Origin of the sequence: Loktanella sp. S4079, assembly GCF_000967725.1 — a bacterium.
Lineage (GTDB): Bacteria > Pseudomonadota > Alphaproteobacteria > Rhodobacterales > Rhodobacteraceae > Yoonia.
This window is the reverse complement of the sequence record NZ_JXYE01000001.1, coordinates 77351-93141: the sequence shown is the minus strand read 5'-3', so window position 1 is coordinate 93141 and position 15791 is coordinate 77351. Positions and strand designations below refer to the sequence as shown.

General features: G+C 53.8%; 16 protein-coding genes. 8 read left to right on the top strand and 8 right to left on the bottom strand.

The features are described from left to right. Nucleotides 1-45 precede the first annotated feature (45 nt). From TW80_RS00515 to idi, 4 genes are all read right to left on the bottom strand, one after another. The gene (locus TW80_RS00515) at nt 46-1773 is read right to left on the bottom strand and encodes a peptidoglycan -binding protein (RefSeq protein ID WP_045995406.1); all 1728 of its coding nucleotides are present in this window, start codon (nt 1771-1773) and stop codon (nt 46-48) included. A 3-nt stretch (nt 1774-1776) separates the two neighbouring features. Further along, nucleotides 1777-2859: a hypothetical protein gene (locus TW80_RS00510; protein WP_045995515.1), complete on the bottom strand. Its 1083-nt coding sequence runs from the start codon at nt 2857-2859 to the stop codon at nt 1777-1779. A gap of 152 nt (nt 2860-3011) precedes the next feature. After that, nucleotides 3012-3542, bottom strand: coding sequence for a gamma-glutamylcyclotransferase (locus TW80_RS00505; protein WP_045995405.1), 531 nt, complete (start codon nt 3540-3542; stop codon nt 3012-3014). Nucleotides 3543-3594: 52 nt separating this feature from the next. After that, nucleotides 3595-4134, bottom strand: a complete 540-nt coding sequence (idi, locus tag TW80_RS00500; protein WP_045995404.1) for an isopentenyl-diphosphate Delta-isomerase — start codon at nt 4132-4134, stop codon at nt 3595-3597. A 145-nt stretch (nt 4135-4279) separates the two neighbouring features. Between idi and TW80_RS00495 the strand changes: the two genes are divergently transcribed. The 8 genes from TW80_RS00495 (at nt 4280) to TW80_RS00460 (ending at nt 12623) form a co-directional block, all read left to right on the top strand. Then, nucleotides 4280-5062, top strand: a complete 783-nt coding sequence (locus TW80_RS00495) for a ThuA domain-containing protein (RefSeq protein WP_045995403.1) — start codon at nt 4280-4282, stop codon at nt 5060-5062. Continuing rightward, nucleotides 5059-6108, top strand: coding sequence for a Gfo/Idh/MocA family protein (locus TW80_RS00490; protein ID WP_239450475.1), 1050 nt, complete (start codon nt 5059-5061; stop codon nt 6106-6108). Before TW80_RS00495 ends, TW80_RS00490 begins: the two co-directional genes overlap by 4 nt. A gap of 181 nt (nt 6109-6289) precedes the next feature. After that, entirely contained in the window at nt 6290-6697 is a 408-nt protein-coding gene (locus TW80_RS00485) for a hypothetical protein (RefSeq protein ID WP_052700846.1), read from the top strand. 90 nt (nt 6698-6787) lie between these two features. After that, entirely contained in the window at nt 6788-7627 is an 840-nt protein-coding gene (locus TW80_RS00480; protein ID WP_045995402.1) for a flagellar motor protein MotB, read from the top strand. Nucleotides 7628-7722: 95 nt separating this feature from the next. Further along, entirely contained in the window at nt 7723-9042 is a 1320-nt protein-coding gene (locus tag TW80_RS00475; protein WP_045995401.1) for a flagellar hook protein FlgE, read from the top strand. 19 nt (nt 9043-9061) lie between these two features. After that, the gene (gene flgK / locus TW80_RS00470; protein WP_045995400.1) at nt 9062-10510 is read left to right on the top strand and encodes a flagellar hook-associated protein FlgK; all 1449 of its coding nucleotides are present in this window, start codon (nt 9062-9064) and stop codon (nt 10508-10510) included. 2 nt (nt 10511-10512) lie between these two features. Beyond that, entirely contained in the window at nt 10513-11520 is a 1008-nt protein-coding gene (locus TW80_RS00465; protein WP_052700845.1) for a flagellin, read from the top strand. Further along, nucleotides 11517-12623 (top strand): flagellar basal body P-ring protein FlgI, encoded by a 1107-nt coding sequence (locus tag TW80_RS00460; protein WP_045995399.1) that lies wholly within the window; start codon nt 11517-11519, stop codon nt 12621-12623. The genes TW80_RS00465 and TW80_RS00460 overlap by 4 nt, the downstream gene beginning before the upstream one ends. A 10-nt stretch (nt 12624-12633) precedes the next feature. On the opposite strand, the gene fliP is transcribed toward TW80_RS00460, so the two are convergent. The 4 genes from fliP to fliF are packed head-to-tail and all read right to left on the bottom strand — an operon-like array spanning nt 12634 to nt 15748. Continuing rightward, nucleotides 12634-13359, bottom strand: a complete 726-nt coding sequence (gene fliP, locus TW80_RS00455) for a flagellar type III secretion system pore protein FliP (RefSeq protein ID WP_446720126.1) — start codon at nt 13357-13359, stop codon at nt 12634-12636. Nucleotide 13360: 1 nt separating this feature from the next. Beyond that, nucleotides 13361-13648, bottom strand: a complete 288-nt coding sequence (locus TW80_RS00450) for a FliM/FliN family flagellar motor switch protein (protein ID WP_045995398.1) — start codon at nt 13646-13648, stop codon at nt 13361-13363. After that, nucleotides 13641-14201 carry a hypothetical protein gene (locus tag TW80_RS00445; protein ID WP_045995397.1) on the bottom strand — a complete coding sequence of 187 codons (561 nt, stop codon included), beginning with the start codon at nt 14199-14201 and terminating at the stop codon, nt 13641-13643. The genes TW80_RS00450 and TW80_RS00445 overlap by 8 nt, the downstream gene beginning before the upstream one ends. Continuing rightward, nucleotides 14201-15748: a flagellar basal-body MS-ring/collar protein FliF gene (fliF, locus tag TW80_RS00440; protein WP_045995396.1), complete on the bottom strand. Its 1548-nt coding sequence runs from the start codon at nt 15746-15748 to the stop codon at nt 14201-14203. The genes TW80_RS00445 and fliF overlap by 1 nt, the downstream gene beginning before the upstream one ends. Between the last annotated feature and the right edge of the window lie 43 nt (nt 15749-15791).

Below are 15791 nucleotides of genomic sequence, written 5' to 3'. Positions count from 1 at the left end.
CCGCCGCATAAAATGGCGGGCATTTTTGTGACTGCATGACGGTTGTTACCGTTCAGTTAGTTTTAATTCGATCCGGCGGTTTTGTGCACGTGCTTCGGGTGTATCTGCGGGGTTCAGCGGTTGATATTCACCAAACCCATTCGCGGCCAAGCGGCGTGGGTCGATACCCAACTCTTCTGACATAAAGCGGACAACCGATAGCGCGCGCGCTTGGCTGAGTTCCCAGTTGTCGCGATAGCGCCCACCACCTGAAACAGGGATGTTATCGGTGTGACCATCAACGCGGATCACCCAATCAATACCTGCTGGAATGTCGTTGGAAATATTCCGAAGAATTCCCGCGATATTCGCGATCTCTGATTCCCCGAGGCCAGACAGTTGAGCGCTGCCCGGTTCAAACAGAACCTCCGACGAGAACACAAATCGGTCGCCTTCGACACGCACCCGGTCCTGTCCTTCAAGGATTTTACGCAGCTCACCAAAGAAATCTGACTTGAATTGCGCAAGATCCTGCGCCTCAGCCTGAAGCCTTTCGGCTTCTTGGGCAAGTCGTGCGGCCTCTTCCTCAAGGCGAATTCGCTCTGCTTCTTCGAGGGCGCGACGCTGCCGTTCTTCGGACGCGACACGGGCCAACGCGGTATTAAGTTGTGCACCTAGCGTTTCAATTTGAACCTGTGCCTCGCGGTCGGTTTCCTCAGCGATGTTCAGCAATTGTTGCAGGTTAGCGACCTGACGGCGCATCTCAGCAATTTGTTCATTGAGCAGTGCGACCTGACGTTGGCTCTCGGCTGATATCTCTACTTCGGATCGCAGGGCTTCGTTCGCCATCGCAAGGAGTTGCGCTTGTCTGGCGGCTTGCGTGATCTGCGACGATTGATAACCTTTCATTTCGGCGATCTCGGCGCGGGCCTCCGCGAGTTCAGAGCTGAGTGAATTATTCTCTTGGCGCAATGAGTCGCTCGCGCCGTCGAGTTCAGCCTGCGCCGCGCGTGCCGCAGCTAACAATGTGAGCGTTTCCTCGGCTTCACGGCGCTGCTCTTCGAGATTCAACGTCATTGCGGTCAGCGCGGTATCAGCATTGGCCAATTGTTCGCGCAATGCCTCGGCGGCGGCGGCATCAGCAATTTGCGCGGCCTCAAGTTCTGAGAGCGCTTCTGATTTACTTTCAGTTTCCGTCTCGAGCTGCGCAATCATCGCTTCGAGAGCTTCACGCCGGGCTGCGGCCAGTCTCGCTTCCTCTTCGTTGGAATCAACTTCGTTGCGTGCCTGAGCGAGGGCAAGTTGGAGCGCCTCTTGCCGAGAGATTAAGTCTTGTTGATCGGTAATGAGTTCAGACTTTTCGGCCTCGAGCGTGGCGATATTTGCGCGTGCAGCGTCAACATCAGCCAGCAGGCCGGCAACTTGGGCCTCGAATTCAGTGATCTGCGATTGCGCTCGTGCCAGTGCGGCATCCTGTTCTTCGCGGTCGGCAATCAGTGATGCGATGCGATTTGCCTGCCGTGTTGCTTCAGCGTTCGCGGCGCTGAGGCCCGCGGTCAGGGCTTCGTTCCGACTGCGTTCCAGCCCCAAAGTGCTAGCCAGAGCGGCAACTTCTTCGTGAAGTGCGTTCAGTTCGCTTTCTTGTCCGGTGATCGTTTCACGCAGCACAAATTGGATAACCATAAAGATGGTTAAGACAAACATCAGCACCAGCAAAAGCCCGGTCATCGCATCGACGAACCCCGGCCAAATGGCGTTTTGAAAACGGTTTGATGATCTGCGGCTGAGCGCCATGGATCAACCTCTGTCTTTCATTGCACTCGCAAGCGACGCGATATCACCGCGCAGATCGCTGATGGTTTCCTGGCGACCGGCAGACATTTCCTCGAGAATACGCAGCAATTGAACGTCAATCGACCGCAAGCGCATGCGGCTTTCTGCGTCGATGCCCTCCATCCCGCTGTCATCAAGCTTTTTGATCAGTTTTTCCTGACCCTCGGCGATGCGAACCAAGAGGTCATTGTTGTTATTCACGGTGGATGTATGCGCCATTTGTTCAACAGCCGCCGCCATCGTGGCAAAGCGGGATTCGGTTTGTTCCCGGTCCGCTTCGTTTTGTCCGATCATGACCTGCATGGTGTCCATTAATTCGGCCAGCTGATCCACAAAACTGTCCATCGCGCCGATATCTGTGACGCCGCCCTCTTCGCCGTCGATGCCAACGCGGGTGATGGTGGATAGCCATTCTTCTAGCTCGCGGTAGAACCGGTTCTGGCCGTGCCCAGCAAAAAGTTCGAGAAGCCCGACGATGAGCGATCCGGCCAGGCCCAGCAACGAACTGGAAAACGCCGTGCCCATCCCGCCAAGCTGACCTTCGAGCCCTGCCTGAAGCCGTCCAAAGACATCTGCACCGCTTTCGCCTTCGCCGGGGTTAAGCGAGCGGATCGTTTCAACCAGTGCTGGGACGGTGGTAGCTAGACCGTAGAATGTCCCTAAAAGCCCCAAGAATATCAGTACGTTACCGATATATCGCGTGATTTCGCGATCTTCGTCGATCCGTTGCGCGACAGAGTCCAAAATAGACCGACCTGAAGACGACGAAACCTGCGTTCTTGCCCCACGTGACCGCAGTAGTGTGGCCAATGGCGCGAGCAATGAAGGTGCTTTGGTAAAGTTGTGCCCACCTGTTTCACGGGCAAAATGTTCAATCCAACGCACCGACTTCATCAGCAGGTAGACCTGATTAATACAAGAAAGCACCCCGAGCAAAAACACCGTCAGGATAACGGCGTTTAGATAGGGGTTGGACTGATAAATCGCGATGATCCGATTAAGCCCGAGATAAAAACCCGCACCAACTAGCCCAAGGACGACCAGCATAAAGAAAATCTGCCGTATTGGCTGCGAAAATTGCGGCTGCGCTTTGGCTTCCCGTTTGTCAGACAAGGGTGGGAGTCCTTATTCCTGAATTATTCTATTGGCTCATACCATTAACGACGTGTCGCGAGGCATAAAATATATTGGTGGCGAATTTATGTTGCCGTCAAGGCACGCACCCGGTCGACGAGCCATGCCATGTCGTTGTCGCGGATGCCTAATTGGGTCAGATGCGCGGCAGTGTTGAATAGATATTCTGTATTTGGCCCGCGCCCGCCAACGGCGGATGCGATCATTTGCGCCTGTTTTTCAAGGTCATATTGGCAATACTGAACATGATGCGGATCGATGATATAGGCGAGCGCGCGTAATGTGTCGCCCCCATCTGTAACCAGATCGACCTCTTGTTCGAAATAGGCGGAACTGATCAGTTCCCGTTCGCGAAGTTCCGCCAATACTTTGGTTTCTTCTTCGGGAGCGACCTGAAACGCCATGCCAGTACATCGTCCACCGGGCGCTGCATCAAGCGCAAGGACAAGACCGGGTTCTTCTTCTGATCCACGATGATGGATCGAAAGCATACAAAAACTGCGGTGATAATCGTGCAAACAGGCTTTTACCGACTGGGCAGGCGTAAATCCGGGATTCCACAGCAGCGAACCATATCCAAAAACCCATAGCGACATTGTGAATCCTTTCGCAGCGATCTTAGTGCTTTGCTAAGCCAAGCGAAAACACTTAGCGAACTGAAAAGTCCATTTCGCCAAAAATCGCTGCGCTGTGTTCTTCGAGGTAGATTTTCAGCCAAGGCGTATAGTTTGATGGGTGGCGGCTCACGTCTGCGCAAAGGTCGTAATAGTCGACCCAGCGGGTTTCCATCACCTCGTCGGGATTTGGTGATACGGCTAAGTCATCAGGCGCTTCGGCGACAAATACTTCGACGACCTCATGTTCGATCAGGCCGTTGCCGACCTCAGCGCGATATTCAATTTGGTCGCGTTGCGTCGGAAATAACCCCGTGATCCCTAGTTCCTGTTCGAGTCGTCGCACCGCGCAGACACTGTCAGATTCACCCCAAAACGGATGGGTGCAGCACGTGTTCGCCCAAAGCCCGGGCGTGTGGTATTTGCCCAAGGCACGGCGCTGTATCAAAATCCGCCCCTTGTTCATGACAAAAACGCTGACTGCTTTGTGCTTGAGGCCTTTTTGATGGACTTCGAGCTTTTCAACAGGGGAGAGCGCCCCGTAAACCCATGCGGGTATCATTTGTTTTGTCATGAATGCGGCCCAGATTGTTTGACGCTCGTATAGCGATATGGCCGCCCAAATACACCCTGACAGAATGCCCCATGTCGATCATCCCTTGCGTTTCGCAAAACTCTGACGCAACGTCGCCTCAAAGCGCTTTGAGGAGGGATTTGAAATGACAATTCGAGCAGTGGTCTGGGGGGAAAATGTGCATGAGCAGACCAACAAGATCGTTTCAGAGATTTACCCGAATGGGATGCATGCAACGATTGCTGAGGCGATTAACGATGACGCTGTCTGTGCAACGACAGCGACCCTGCAAGACCCCGAACATGGCCTGACAGAGGAACGGCTCGCTCAAACGGATGTCTTGTTGTGGTGGGGGCATGCCGCGCACGGGGAGGTCGCCGACGAGGTCGTCGCGCGTGTGGCAGATCACGTGAACGCGGGGATGGGATTGATCCTGCTACACTCGGCGCATTTCGCGAAGATCTTTAAACGGCTGATGGGGACGCCCTGCAATTTAACATGGCGCGAAGCGGGAGAGCGGGAGCGGCTTTGGGTTACTTCGCGCAATCACCCGATCGCTGCGGGTCTGCCTGATCATTTCTCTTTAGAAAACGAAGAAATGTATGGCGAACCCTTTGGCGTGCCTGAACCGCTCGAGACTGTGTTTATTAGTTGGTTCCAAGGTGGTGAGGTATTTCGTTCTGGTTTGACGTACAAACGTGGCGCCGGAAATGTGTTCTATTTCCGTCCGGGTCACGAAACCTATCCGACCTATCATGACCCTAACGTGCAGCGTGTTCTGCAAAACGCCGTCCGTTGGGCCTATAACCCTGCGCCGCGAGTGCTGGGTGTCAACGACGCGCCAAATGTGCCTGTAGAACAAGCCCTCGAGCCCATTCAGGAACGTGGTCCCAAATTGCATCACGACGGCGAGGAGGGGTTCCGTTGATCCGTGTTCTTATTGTTGGAACTGGGGGCATGGCGAACCAGCACGCCGAGGCCTACGCCGCCATGGATGGTGTCCAAATCGTTGCGGGCGTTGATCCGAATCCGCAGAATTTGTACGCTTTTAACGCAAAACACGGGATCACCCACGCCTTTGACCGGGTTGAAGATGCTTTGAATTGGGGTGAGTTTGATGCGGTGTCAAACGTAACACCCGACGCTGTTCACCACGCAACCACCCTGCCGCTTCTGCAAGCGGGTAAGCATGTCTTGTGCGAGAAACCGTTGGCAGCGACCTACTCAGACGCTGCTGAAATGGCACAGGCCGCTGCTGATGCTGGCGTTGTGAACATGGTGAACCTTACCTATCGCAACGTCCCGGCGCTTATGCAGGCGGCGGAAATCGTAGCCGCCGGAGAGATCGGGGAAGTGCGCCATTTTGAGGCATCCTATCTACAAAGCTGGCTAACCCAACCCACCTGGGGCGACTGGCGGACCGAGGATCAATGGCTCTGGCGGTTGTCGTCTGCGCATGGATCGATGGGAGTGCTTGGCGACGTTGGTGTGCATATTCTGGACTATGCAACCTTTGCTGCTGGCTCTGATGCGGCGGCAGTTTCTTGTCGGCTCAAAACCTTTGATAAGGCAGAAAACAACTGTATTGGCGTTTATCACCTAGATGCCAACGACAGTATGACCATGCAGCTTGAGCTACGAAACGGTGCAGTTGGCGTCATTCACGCCAGCCGTTTTGCCAGCGGGCATCTTAATGATTTAAGGCTGCGGTTGTTTGGCACCAAAGGTGGCCTAGAGGTCTGTTTTGAAAATGAAATCAGTACCCTGCGGTCTTGTATCGGCGGGGATATGATGACGGGCGCGTGGACTGATATTCCGCCAGTTCCCGTGCGAACCAACTATGAACGCTTTATCGATGCAGTCCGGAGTAACCGGCAAGCCGGTCCAGATTTTGCCCGAGGCGCATCATTGCAGCGCGTGTTGGATGCCGCGATGGTTTCAGACACAGACGGCGCGCGCGATCAAGTGCTTTGAAATAAGCACCGTACGGTGCTTATTTTGACTTTTGATTCCAATTCAAGTTGAGTTCGTAACTGAGAGTTCACCCAACCACTTTGGGTGATGGGTGAAAGTATTTCAGAAACACTTTTGGGTTAATGCCCTTGGCGAGGACCTGTAAGCGGCCATAGTGTCGAAACGGATTGGAAGGTTTGACATGAACGAAATCCTAGTCCCGTTGGCAGCCGCTGACCTAATTGATCGCATTGTGACGCTGCAATTACGGATCGAAACCAGCGCCATTCATGCGCAAGATGACCCAATCATGCGTCAGAAAAACCTGCTAGAGCGGCTCGCCCATCGGGTTTTGCCGGATGACCCTGAGATTCGCAGAATTCGTCGTGATCTCTACGAGGCGCGCTGTGACCTACATGCAATCGAAGAAGATCTGCGCGCATGTGATGAACGCGCGGATTTTGGTGTCGCCTTTATCGCGCTAACGCGGGCGCTGTTGGCGTCGACAGACGCGTTGGAAGAAGTGATGACCGAACTACGTGATCATCTGACCAAACCGCTGTTGATGAACGAAGAATACGCTGGCCTGCACGGTCTGCGCGATATTTGATCGCTTGCATTTTAGCTAAGTTCGCGACTTAACACTGCATTCATTGTTGCAGCGATACCTGTGTTCTTGGGTGAACATATAGGTGTGGAAATGACTGCGGGATCAAATGCTCCGATCATAATTAAGCGGAAAAAGGTTGTTGGCGGTGATGGGCACCACGGGGGCGCTTGGAAGGTCGCATATGCTGACTTTGTGACCGCGATGATGGCGTTCTTTATGTTGATGTGGTTGCTCAATGCGACGACAGAGCAGCAGCGCAAAGGGATCGCTGACTATTTTTCACCAACCATACCGATTAACCGCATTTCAGGTGGTGGCTCTGGGGCCTTTGGCGGCTCAGATTTATTTACCGATGATTCGCATACCCAAAGTGGCACTGGGATTAGTCAGCCGACGATTGGTCAAAACCCAGTTCGCGTCGAAGACGAGACCCCAGGCGAAGCCGCTGCAGTGGCTGCGCAGGTGGCTGCCTTGCGCGATATTGAGGCGGTCTTGATGGGTGCGGGCGGCGAAAGCATGTTATCAGAACAAGCACTGCGCCACATCGTGACGCGCCTGACCGATGAGGGACTGATCATTGAGCTGTTTGATCTGCCTGATGCAGCGCTCTTTGAACTGGATACGGCAACACCCAATCCCGTCACGGCAGAAATCGCGTCTGTGCTCGCGCGCCTTTTCAATGCGGTTTCCAATCCCGTCGTGATCAAGGCGCACCTGCGCGCAAAAACGGTTCTAGCCGTCGATAACCCCATCTGGGAACTCTCGACGAATCGTGCATCACAGATGCGGCTGATGCTCGAAGCGGGGGGACTCGATCCGCGTCGCGTGACACGTCTGACGGGCGCAGGAGACCGTTCGCCTGCGGTAACGGATCCAACGGCCGTTCGAAATAACCGAGTCGAGGTCGTTTTACTGCGATCAGATATCTAGGGCGAACTAGGTCGAATTTTATCCGTTAGGGCGACGTTAAGCTTGGGGCTTTACGCAAAGAACAAAGAGAGATTTCGGACGCAGAAAGGCGCAGTATGACCATTTCCTCCTCACTAAACGCGAGCGTTGCCGGTTTGTCGGCGAATGCTTCGCGGCTGGCGACGATTTCAGACAACATCTCGAACGCATCAACGCACGGGTATAAGCGGGCGGTCACCGATTTTCATTCGATGGTCATCGAAAGCGGACAAGGTAGCTATTCCGCAGGTGGCGTTCGCGTTACGACTGCTCGTCTTGTCGATCAGCGCGGCGCGCTGGTCTCTACATCAAACCCAACCGACCTTGCCGTTCGCGGTCGGGGTATGTTGCCGGTGACCTCTGGTGCAACGGTTTCTGCGGGTGACGATAACCCACTCATGCTCGCCACAACGGGTTCGTTCCGCACAGATGCCGATGGATATCTCAAAACTACCGGTGGGCTCGTGCTCATGGGGATACCAGCGGGGCCCGATGGTACGATCCCGACTTACGCGCGTGATTCGGCCGATTCACTTGAACCGATACAAATCAATGCGAACCAATTCGTGGGTGAGCCAACGACCGAAGTTGGGCTTGCCGTCAATCTTCCCGCGACCTCTGCACGGGAGGGGGCCGCGGGTGATATTGAGACACTGTCAGTTGAATATTTCGACAATCTCGGCGCGTCCTCAACGCTGACTTTCGCCTTTACCCCAACAGTACCGGCGAGCGGTGCTTCGAACGAATGGACGATGGAAATCCGCGATAGCGAATCCGATGTGGATGCGGACGGGAACCCAGATATTGTGGGCACCTATGTGCTTACATTTGATGATACACGGGGTGGGGGCGGTACGCTCGCCAGCGTAACAGATATCGGTCCTGGGGGTGCCTATGATCCAGCCACCGGCGCACTGACGGTCGCGGTTGATAGTGGGCCGATCGAGATAAATATAGGCCCACTCGGAAGTGCGGAAGGATTAACGCAGCTCTCTGATTCCTTTGCACCCGTTTCGATCACCAAAGACGGAACGCCCGTCGGAAATATGACCTCGGTTGAGGTGGACGAAAACGGCTATGTCCGTGCTAGCTTTGATACCGGAACCAACCGCGTTCTTTACCAAATCCCGCTTGTCGATGTGCCAAATGTGAATGGGCTAGAGGCATTGGATCAGCAAGCCTATCGCGTCACGCCTGACAGCGGCTCATTCTTTTTGTGGGACGCAGGTGATGGACCAACAGGTGAAATCGCCAGCTACGCTCGCGAAGAATCTGCCACGGATGTTGCGGGTGAGCTGACTGAATTGATTCAGACTCAGCGCGCTTATTCGTCGAATGCAAAGGTCATTCAGACTGTTGACGAGATGCTGCAAGAAACCACGAATATCAAACGCTAATAACAAAGGCTGACGACGGATGAGCATCTCGAGTGCATTAAATAACGCAATCAGCGGTTTGACCGTTACGTCGCGCATGGCAGAGGCCGTCTCGTCGAACCTCTCGAACGCGTTGACCGAAGGCTATGGGAAGCGTTCGGTTGAGCTGTCGTCAGTCCAAACAGGCAATGTTGGTGGTGGCGTGCAGATCGCAGGGATCACGCGCCATAGCGACCCAGGGCTCCTTGCAGATCGTCGTCTCGCTGATGCAGAGTTGGGCAACCGTCAAACGGCAGTCAACTCTCTGACGCGCCTCGAACAGGCGGTTGGGGCTGTCGATGATCCAAACAATCTTGTTGCGAAACTGGCTGCATTTGAAACTGCGTTGATTAGCGCTGCGAGCGATCCGGCGTCCGATACGCGCCTTGCAACAGTTGTCGATCGTCTCTCCGATCTTGCGGATACGCTTAACAACAATTCGCGTAGTATTCAGAAGCAACGCCAGGAGGCCGACGCCGCCATCGCTTCAGATGTTGAGCGATTGAACGGAAGTCTACAACAAATCGAAAAACTGAATGCTGATATCTTACGCATCGGTAGTTCCGGTCAGGATGTCTCGGCACTTGTCGACGCGCGGCAGGTTGCGGTTGATAGTATCTCAGGAATCGTGCCAATCCGACAAATCAACCGCGAAAATGGCACGATTGGGCTTATGACAACAAGTGGTGTGACCCTGCTCGATACGCAGGCCGTCGAATTGGGGTTTACTCCGACGCCGATAATCACAGCAGACATGACTTATGCATCTGACGCGCTGGGTGGTGTAACAATTGATGGCTCCGCCCTCGACAACGACGGCGGAGCGCGCCGTTTAGGTGGTGGGTCACTCGGTGCTGCGTTTGCTCTGCGTGATGAAACCTTAGTCGACCTGCAGCAATCTTTAGATGATGTGGCCGTAGACATTGTTTCCAGATTTCAAGATCCCGCAACGGATCCAACGTTAACGACTGGTACTCTTGGGCTTCTCACTGATGGGGGTAGTGTATTTGATCCAGCGGATACTATGGGCCTGGCGGGGAGAGTATCAGTAAATCCAAGCGTCGTAACCGCCTCCGGGGGCGACCCATCGCTACTGCGGGACGGAATGAATGCTGCGACACCCCGCGCATCGGGCGATGCAGTACAATTGAACCGCTGGCTCGATGCTTTGGGTGAAACGCGCGCCGATGTTGTTGGTAGCGCTAGTCGCACCGCAGCAGGTCGCATTGCGGAATTCACATCTTTGATGGGGTCTATGCGTGTGCAGGCTGAAGAGCAGCTCAGTTTTTCGGCTGCGCGTTGGGATACGCTGACGCAAGCGGAACTCGCAAACGGGGTTGATACAGATATCGAACTACAAACGTTGATGCGTGTCGAACAGGCCTATGCCGCCAACGCCAAAGTGCTGGAAGCAGCGGATTTCATGATGCAACGATTGATGGAGATTTAACCATGCCCGTTATTCCAGTCGGAGACATGGCGCAGCAGTTTAATTCAATGCGGAGCGGATCAGCGATCAAGACAGATTTGGCGCGCCTGTCTGACAGTCTTTCCACAGGAAAAGTATCGGATTTGACTGAACATCTAGGTGGGCGTTCGTCGCAATTTTCGGGTCTTTCGCATTCGCTCTCTCAAATCGCGGCCTATGTTGACAGTGCTCAAGAAACCGAACTGCAATTAACGAATATGCAGCTTGTGTTGGGGCACGTGCAAACACTTGCTCAAGAGACGAGCGGTCAACTCCTTCTTGTATCAAATAGCAGTACTGCTGACCAAATTTCAGAAACCGCGCGATCTGCGCACGCGACATTTGTGACAATGGTCGATACGATCAACACGCAATTTGCGGATCGCGCGCTCTTTGGCGGTACGACAGTTGACGTTGACCCGCTGGCGAGTGCGGAGGACATGCTTGCCGATATTCAAGCAGCGATCGGCGGCGCGACAAGTTTCGCTGCAATTTCGACTATTGTTTCCGATTGGTTTGCTGATCCTGCGGGCGGCTTTGCCACAATGGGATACCAAGCTGGGAGAGGTGCACATGCAACAAAAAACATTTCTGATACAACACGTATTACGATTGATGCACGTGCCGATGATCCAGCAATTAAGGAAACCTTGAAGGCGACGGTACTTGCTGCACTCGCGCACGAACTGCCCGGGATCGATACCACCACGAAAGCAGATCTGTTAAAGAACGCAGGAATAGAGCTTGTTGGAGCAACCGATCGTTTGGTGTCTCTGCAATCCCGAGTTGGTCATCTTGAGGAAACTGTCGCAGGTGAGCTGACCTCACTCAATGCGCAAGCGACGGCGCTAAGTATCGCCAAGAACGAATTGGAGTACGCTGATCCATACGAAACGGCGTCGCGTTTGCAAGCGGTTCAGCTTCAACTCGAGACACACTATGCGGTGACGGCTCGGATGTCTCAACTTTCGCTTTTGAGCTATATGTCATGAAAATATCTAGAATCCTGGCATTGTGCCTAACATATTTGACCATTTCCGCGGCGAATGCGGCTCCAATCCGAATTAAAGATCTCGTTGAGTTTGATGGCGTGCGATCTAACGATTTGGTGGGCTATGGCTTGGTTGTCGGACTGAACGGCACGGGCGATGGGTTGCGAAATTCGCCGTTCACCGAAGAGATACTCAGTAACATCCTAGAACGTTTGGGTGTCAATGTGACGGGGGAGCAGTTCAGACCCAAAAATGTAGCGGCTGTTCTGGTCACCGCAAGCCTGCCGCCATTTGCGCGGGCGGGCAGTCCGATTGATGTGACAGTGTCGGCGATTGGTGATGCGAATAGTTTGCTTGGCGGAACATTAATTATGACACCTCTGAATGCAGCTGACGGTGACATATACGCAGTGGCACAAGGCACGATCATCGCGGGGGGCGCCTCAGCAACAGGTGACGCAGCGAGCGTTGTCCAAGGGGTGCCTACGTCTGGGATTATCCCTTCGGGAGCAACCGTTGAACGCGAGGTGGCATTCGATTTCTCTGGAATGCAAACTTTGCGTCTTGCTCTGCGTACGCCCGATTTTACGACAGCATCTCGGATCGAGGGCGCGATTAATCAAGACTTTTCACGCGGTGTAGCTGTCATGTTGGATGCGGGAACAGTTGAGCTGGATATCGCAGCTACACGAATGTCATCGCCGGCGCATGCGCTTGGTCGCATTGAGAACATTTTGGTCGAGCCAGAACGCCGTGCGCGCGTTGTTGTTGACCAACGTTCTGGAACAATTGTCATGGGCGAGGATGTCAGAATTAGTCGTGTTGCAGTTAGTCAAGGTAACCTGACGTTGCGTATTCAAGAAGCACCATTGATTTCGCAGCCAAACCCATTTGCCCCAGGTGAAACCGTCGTCGTACCGCGTACGAACGCTGCGATTGTCGATGAACCCGGTATCGGTTTGGCGGAAGTGAATGAAGGGACTTCGTTAAGTGAGGTCGTGGCAGGGCTGAATGCCCTTGGCGTAGCCCCGCGCGACATGATCGACATATTAAAGAGCATCAAGGCAAGCGGGGCCCTACATGCGGAATTTGTGGTAAGATAAAGAAACGCAGCTAGAAGTAGCTGCGTACCAAACTTTGGGCCAACAACCCCCAGCCGTCAGCGACAACAAAAAATGCTAATTTAAACGGTAGCGATACGATTGCAGGCGGTACCATCATCATTCCCATCGACATAAGAACCGCTGCAACCACGAGATCAATGATAAGGAACGGCAAGAAAATTAGAAAACCAACCTCAAATGCCCGCGCTATTTCGCTAAGCATGAAGGATGGCACCAAGATTGAGAGTGGTGCATCATCGACTGCTGTCGAGCTGGCAACGTCAGGACGAATATCCGCCAATGCGACAAATGTGTCGGGATCTACGCGACCAATCATAAATGTACGAAGTGGCGCGATTGATAGGTTGAATGCTTCCTCAATCGAGATTTGGTTATTCATCAAGGGTTCAATTCCCGCGGTCCACGCTTCGGTAAAGACTGGCTCCATAACGAAATAGGTTAGAAACAAAGCCAGACTGACCAAGAGCATGTTTGGCGGGGACTGTTGGAGGCCGATAGCTTGTCGCAAAATTGCAAAAACTGTGACCATAAATGGAAAACATGTCACCATAATCGCGATGCCGGGCACAAGGCTGAGGACGGTGACCAGTACCATTAGTTGGACTGAACGCGTTGCGAGCGATTCCCCATTCCCAAAAGAAATGGCAACGTCCTGTGCCGCCGCCGGTGCCGCCAATGCAGTGACAGCAGCAATAACCATGATAAGACGCATCATGTTAGTTGGGATCAGTTGGTGTTGAGACGACCTCGGTAAGTCTGACGGCGAGTTGTCCCGGCTCGCCGCCCTCAAGTTCTTGAAGTTCGCCGCGTGCGATCAGGCGATCACCAATAAACAACTCAACGGGGTCATCGATACGTTTGTCCAATGGGATCACAGCGTGCTCTCCCAAAGTTAAAAGATCGCGAACGAGTGGTCGTGCCTTTCCAACAGTGACCATGATCTCGAGTGGTATATGGCGTAGAGGATTCTCTGCTGCCTGCATAACTTGTTCGGTTTCATCCATTTTGGTTCATCCTGTCATTGGAAATGGTGATTGCATGCATGGTGTCGCGGATCTGGGCGAGCAATACGTCCGAATCAAATGCAAGCTCTTGTTTTGTGGTCGATATCCAGATCTGGTGGGGGTTAAGATCAGCGTCCTCCGTGATGGAGGCACGCGCACTATGGCTGGCGACGAGTTGCGCGATTTTTTGGCTTTGACTTGGGTGTACCGCGATGAGCGGCAGCGGTTCGATTTGGTCATTCACGATGTTTGTCAAAAGCTCGACAACGCGCGGGCCAAAGTTATCAGCCAAGAGTTCAGGTAATATTTGATCCATAATTGCGTTGAGCAGCGGAGTTAGTGCGCTCAGCACCTCGTTGCGCGCTTCGGCGAATGTAAATTCAACATCCGCAAGCTGCTGTAACGCTGACTGTTCAAGCTCTTGCTGCTTCATTGCCGCTGTTTCTTGGGCAGCCTCCATACCCTCAGCGTATCCCGCTTGGAACTCTGCGCTGGGCCCTAATTTTTCTGATTGGCTGTGGTCAAACGATTCGAGTGCGAGAGCATGTGACATTATGCTTTTGCCTTAGGTGCGGGATCTTCGATCCATTCTTGCAAAATTTGAATGGTTTCGGTTTCGCGTTCCGAAATCATGTTGCGTAGCCGTGCAACGGGGTCAGCAGTATCAGTGTCATCTGGGGCTTCCGCTTGATTGGCGATTGCAATCGGCATGGTATCAGCGGTCAAAGCTGTCGAAGGTGCCTCAAGCGCAGGAAGCTGTGCGGGCGCTAGGATTGGGCGGATCACGAATAGTCCCAATATCAACGATACGGCTGCCAAGACCCCCAGTTGGATCAGTTGCATGAGATCAAGCGGCGGACGCGCAACCGGGGTCGATACCTCGGTCCCAATGGGAACAATGGGTTCGAAAGCCAATGACCGCAACGTGATGATATCCCCGCGTTCTGCATCAATGCCCACCGCAGAGGCGACGAGTTCTTGCAACGCATCGAGTTCGCTCTCGCTCCGTGGTGCCGTAGTTTCGGTTCCATCCGCATCGACCGTCGTCACGTCGTTAACCAAGACAGCAACCGTCAGTCGCTTGATCGCGCCGGGCGCGCGCAATACCTGTCGTTCTGTTTCGGATACTTCGTAGTTGGTCAGAACACGGCTCTCGCTGTTCTCGTTCGACGAGGCACCGCTCGCCCTGTTTGCGTCTCCATCTGGTAGATTTGATGCGACTGTTACGCTGCCGCCGCGACTGTCGTTTGAGGTTCCGGCGCTTTCGGTCACATCCGTGCTAATGGCAATCCGGCTGTCTGGATCGACCCGTCGTTCTGTGATCGATTCCGTTTCGTTTACCGTATCTAGTGTTACCTCGACCACTGCGTTCCCCGGACCAACTCTGGCGGCCAACAGACGCTCTGCTCGCAGGCGCAATGCTTCGGCTCTTTGGTCATTGCCAGGCAAGATGGATTCACCATCAGCACTCGAAATGAGACCACCGTTGTCGTCGATAATGGCAACAGAATCAGGCGTGAGGCCCGGAACGGCAGAGCCGACCAAATATTGCAGCGCCTTTACATGAGGACCAGATAACGTGCCGCCCGCCGTCGTTACAGTAACCGCGGCTGTTGGGTCTTGTTCGCGATGAAACGTCCGCGTTGCAGGCACAGAAATGTGCACTCGTGCGCTGCGAATATGGGGGCTGGCAAGAATCGTCCGCGCGAGCTCTCCTTCTTTTGCGCGCCAATAAGCGGCATCAAACATTTGCGAAGTGGTTCCAAAACCGGACAGGGAATCCAGCAATTCATAGCCTTGGCTGCCTGTTGCGGGCAGCCCTTCGCCAGCGAGCCCCATACGTAGGGTATCGCGTATCCCGCTTGGCACATAGATCGCGTTTCCACGCACTTCATAGCTAACGCCGCGTTGATCTAGCGCGGTGATAATGTCGCCCGCAGCCCGTCCCTCAAGACCGCCGAAGAGTAGCGACATGTCTTTTGTATTCGCTCCTTTGGCGAGAAGCAGAACGGCCGCAAATACCGTGACCGTCGCGCCCATTACAAATATTCTGCGCTGCACGCTGAGCGCGGACCACACTGAGCTGAGACTATCCAACATGGTTCTCCATCGAATTGGTGTTCTACCGTTGGAACATGTTTGA

Coding starts and splice junctions, on each gene's coding strand:
- TW80_RS00475 (WP_045995401.1), top strand. CDS start 7,723: ATGACCATTTCCTCCTCACTAAACGCGAGCGTTGCCGGTTTGTCGGCG.
- TW80_RS00485 (WP_052700846.1), top strand. CDS start 6,290: ATGAACGAAATCCTAGTCCCGTTGGCAGCCGCTGACCTAATTGATCGC.
- TW80_RS00515 (WP_045995406.1), bottom strand. CDS start 1,773: ATGGCGCTCAGCCGCAGATCATCAAACCGTTTTCAAAACGCCATTTGG.
- TW80_RS00510 (WP_045995515.1), bottom strand. CDS start 2,859: ATGCTGGTCGTCCTTGGGCTAGTTGGTGCGGGTTTTTATCTCGGGCTT.
- TW80_RS00465 (WP_052700845.1), top strand. CDS start 10,513: ATGCCCGTTATTCCAGTCGGAGACATGGCGCAGCAGTTTAATTCAATG.
- flgK (WP_045995400.1), top strand. CDS start 9,062: ATGAGCATCTCGAGTGCATTAAATAACGCAATCAGCGGTTTGACCGTT.
- TW80_RS00460 (WP_045995399.1), top strand. CDS start 11,517: ATGAAAATATCTAGAATCCTGGCATTGTGCCTAACATATTTGACCATT.
- idi (WP_045995404.1), bottom strand. CDS start 4,134: ATGACAAAACAAATGATACCCGCATGGGTTTACGGGGCGCTCTCCCCT.
- TW80_RS00480 (WP_045995402.1), top strand. CDS start 6,788: ATGACTGCGGGATCAAATGCTCCGATCATAATTAAGCGGAAAAAGGTT.
- TW80_RS00505 (WP_045995405.1), bottom strand. CDS start 3,542: ATGTCGCTATGGGTTTTTGGATATGGTTCGCTGCTGTGGAATCCCGGA.
- TW80_RS00495 (WP_045995403.1), top strand. CDS start 4,280: ATGACAATTCGAGCAGTGGTCTGGGGGGAAAATGTGCATGAGCAGACC.
- TW80_RS00450 (WP_045995398.1), bottom strand. CDS start 13,648: ATGGATGAAACCGAACAAGTTATGCAGGCAGCAGAGAATCCTCTACGC.
- TW80_RS00445 (WP_045995397.1), bottom strand. CDS start 14,201: ATGTCACATGCTCTCGCACTCGAATCGTTTGACCACAGCCAATCAGAA.
- fliP (WP_446720126.1), bottom strand. CDS start 13,359: ATGATGCGTCTTATCATGGTTATTGCTGCTGTCACTGCATTGGCGGCA.
- fliF (WP_045995396.1), bottom strand. CDS start 15,748: ATGTTGGATAGTCTCAGCTCAGTGTGGTCCGCGCTCAGCGTGCAGCGC.